Here is a 3,607-nt window from a genome sequence, read left to right as displayed (position 1 = left end):
TGTTTTCTCAATGACAGTATACCTTTTAAGCTGCTCTTGTGACATTAGATAATACACCTTGCCCTTCATAGTGACATTTTATCAAAATAATTAACAAGGTGACATTATCATAAAATAAACACATAATTTTTTTATTAGCTATTGCATTAAAAAAAGTTTGGTGCTATAATAACCATTGCTGATGTTTTGCGGGATTGTGTAAGGGTAGCACAAGTGACTCTGGATCACTCTGTCTGGGTTCGAATCCTAGTCCCGCAGCCATAATACTAAAGGTTCTGCCAGGCTTAACCTGGCAGGACCTTTTGATTTTCAGCCTTAATTTTCAACATTAATTTTTAGTCCTATTTTTCGGATTAGATATTCCACTTGATTTTAGCTAAAAACTATAGCTCAAAATTTTAGCTTAAAAGCTTATAATTTAGCCTATAATTTAACTTTAACAATGAGCTTGAAATAGACTAATAATAACAGACTAATGATGACAGACTATTGATAACAGGTTTTGATTATAGGATTTATTGACGCTTTTTGGCATTGATGCCCGGCACCAGCAAAAACTGGTGACGAGCCAAAACCAATTAATCCGGGTATAAAAAAGAGAATCTGAAAAACCAAATAACTTAAATTAATTATATCAAGCAACTATACTAAATTAGTGCAGTTGAGTTTATTATATTAGTACAGAAGTCCCAAGTAAATAGTAAATTAGTCCTATATTTTATAGAAGAATAATTTTCATAAGGGATTTCGTGGCTGACAAGCCTCTGACAGAATATAATCATTTAATCATTATTAAACTTTTTATTGCCTTGACTTTTTATTGGAAAATATTCTATAGTCGATGCCGGGAAATATTTTATCCTTATACTCTATATCTTTCAACCAGGCTTCATCAATTGTATCTTCCTTTATATCATGATATAGTCTGTTGAATCTTCCAATATGTTCACTTGTCCTTCTTTCAGCATAATGAACCATTGTGCCTGTCCTGATGATAAAAGCCCAGTCGCTGCTTTGGGCAAGAAGAAGTTCCCTGGCGGCCTGATTCAATGCACGTTCCTTAAGACCGTATGAGAACAGGTTTTCATTAGCCAATTCCACCATTCTTTCAGCAGCCTTGCTCAGATGCTTATAAATCCAGTCATTGGATTTATTTAACCACATCTCATTATATCCTCCAGCTCCCCAGGAAGAAATGCATGGGGAAGAAACCTGCATTACAGGGTTCTCCGATATATATTCACCTAATGTAATTAACCTTATAGGTCCTCCTTCATAGTACATTTTCCTGATCAGAAAATAAATCCATTGAGGACCTTCATACCACCAATGGCCAAATAGTTCCGCATCATAAGGACAAACTATGATGGGAGGCCTGGGCATTTTCCCGCTTATATTTTCAATCTGCTTTTTTCTGTTTAAGAAAAAATCTGCTGCATGAAGCTCAGCCTTATATTTAGCCTTTCCAGGGTTATAAGGTTGTTTGCAGTCTGTTTTACCGGTAATTCTATAGTACTTTATCCCGGTATGTATTCTCTGTCCATTTCTAAGAATATGATCCTTAATATATCCATAATCCAGGTCATAACCGATATCCCTGTAATACTCCCTGTAATCAGGATCTCCAGGATAACCTTCTACAGAACTCCAGACCTGTTTTGAAGACTCTATATCCCTGGCAAAGGCAACAATCCCTTTAGGTGTTACAATAGGCGCATAGGTGCCAAAAACAGGTCTTGGATTGGCGAATAATACTCCGTGGGATTCAGTTATAAAATATTCTATTTCATTTTTCACCAGATATTCTTCAATTTCTGGTATGTATCCGCATTCAGGAAGCCAGATACCTCTGGGCTTTCTGCCGAAAAATTCTTTATAGGCCATAACTCCTACATTAATTTGTGCCTTGATACTTTCAGGAGGGACCACAAGGAGGGGAAGAAAGCCGTGGGTGGCAGCACAGGCTATTATCTCAAGTTTTCCCGACTCTTGATATTTTTTAAAAGCATTAACAATATTACAGTTATATTTATCCCGATATGTATGTAAATCATTCTGATATTTCTCATTGTACATTACCGCTAAAGCATTAAACTCACTATCGCCAGAAGTACGCTTTATTTCTTTTTCAGTTAACCTGATAAGATTTTCAAGATATTTGATATATCTCTCACTTAGCAATGGATCTGTAAGCATTGTAAGAAGAGGAGCTGTCATGGACATGGTAAGACGAAAATCAACTCCTTCTTTTGCTAATGCATCAAAACTATTTATTAGTGGTATATATGTTTCTGAAATAGCTTCAAATAACCATCTTTCTTCCAGCATATCATCCTGTTCGGGATGACGTATGTATGGAAGATGAGCATGCAACACCAATGCCACATATCCTTTATTCAAACTCATCATCCTCTTAATCGATACTTTAGTACTGCTCGGTACTTAATCAATTGATGCTTTATAAACTCATTTAATTAATATACTAAGCTAATAATATACTTAGCTAATATGCTTACTTATGTATGCCCACTTATGCTCAGCAATTCTGCTAATTAATTTCTAAATTATCTACTTACGAATCTATTACTTAACCGATAACTGACACCTAACACCTAACACTTAACTAACCTAACCTATCTTATCCTATCCTATCCGAAATAAATAGACTCTATTTTGTATCCTCATTCTTAATCCCGTACGAGCTTGGTGAAAGGGTATCCTCAATATCAAAACTAAAACTAAAACTTGGGCCTATATCATCACTGTTTAATTCTTCATAAAAACCTGTGCCTGAAATATCCCTGTAATCGGCAAATAATATTTTAGTATCGCTGCTGGAACCATCACCAGGTACATAAACACTATTTGAAGTAATAAGGTTAATGACAAAATGCTCTGAAACTCTCCTTCCTAATTCAACCCTGTAAATACAGTCTGAATGAGGAACATTTATGTACCAGCTGTCAGAAAAATTGTTCACTCTTATTTCAAAACTTTCATTTCTGGTGATATTAGACACTATTAATACAGGCACTGACTTTTCCCAGAGTTCCCTTCCAAAATCGTTAATAAAATGATTTTTTCTTATTTCAGATATTTCCCAACAGGTAAATAACCTTTTAGGGTCTACGGCGTATAAAATCATAATGTCATCATTATATAATTCAGGCAGTAAATTATTATTTCCTTTTTGGGATTCTTCCATATAAAAATACTCCTTTTAGAAACTTATGCTATACATTATAAATAATAATACTATAAACCCTACCTCATTTCATTACCCAGGCAATATTTTAGACGCAATATATTATACAGTAATCTAGCCGCATTTTATTTAAACGCAGCAACATTATAGTTGTGCGTATTATAGTTGTACCAATTATAGTAGTGCCAAGTTTTTCTGTACCTATAATATTTTCTCATTGGAAACAAATATTATTCAATATTCAAAACATGACGATATCTGACTTTATAGGACAGAGTCAAGTCCAAATTAGTGTGTAAATTACCTCGGTTGTTAAACGGTAGTTAATCAGCTAATAACCATAAGCTTTTATGCCGCGAAAGCTGTTGATAATGAGTACAGGGCATGTTAGGCTGGATTGCC

2 protein-coding genes and 1 tRNA gene are annotated in these 3,607 nt (G+C 34.6%); 1 reads left to right on the top strand and 2 read right to left on the bottom strand.

Going from position 1 to position 3,607, the window contains the following annotated elements:
• Nucleotides 1-187 precede the first annotated feature (187 nt).
• A tRNA-Gln gene (locus tag GXX20_08955) sits at nt 188-261 on the top strand.
• Between the two features lie 540 nt (nt 262-801).
• On the opposite strand, the gene GXX20_08950 is transcribed toward GXX20_08955, so the two are convergent.
• Nucleotides 802-2,400, bottom strand: a complete 1,599-nt coding sequence (locus GXX20_08950) for a DUF1957 domain-containing protein (protein ID HHW31783.1) — start codon at nt 2,398-2,400, stop codon at nt 802-804.
• Nucleotides 2,401-2,668: 268 nt separating this feature from the next.
• Nucleotides 2,669-3,205: a DUF4912 domain-containing protein gene (locus GXX20_08945; GenBank protein HHW31782.1), complete on the bottom strand. Its 537-nt coding sequence runs from the start codon at nt 3,203-3,205 to the stop codon at nt 2,669-2,671.
• Nucleotides 3,206-3,607 lie beyond the last annotated feature (402 nt).

The organism is Clostridiaceae bacterium (genome assembly GCA_012840395.1).
Taxonomy (GTDB): Bacteria; Bacillota; Clostridia; order Acetivibrionales; family DULL01; genus DULL01.
Note: the sequence above shows the minus strand (reverse complement) of the source record. Positions and strands in the feature narration are given on the sequence as shown.

Excerpts from the sequence above, each read along its gene's own strand:
- GXX20_08945 (HHW31782.1), bottom strand. The coding sequence starts at position 3,205 with ATGGAAGAATCCCAAAAAGGAAATAATAATTTACTGCCTGAATTATAT.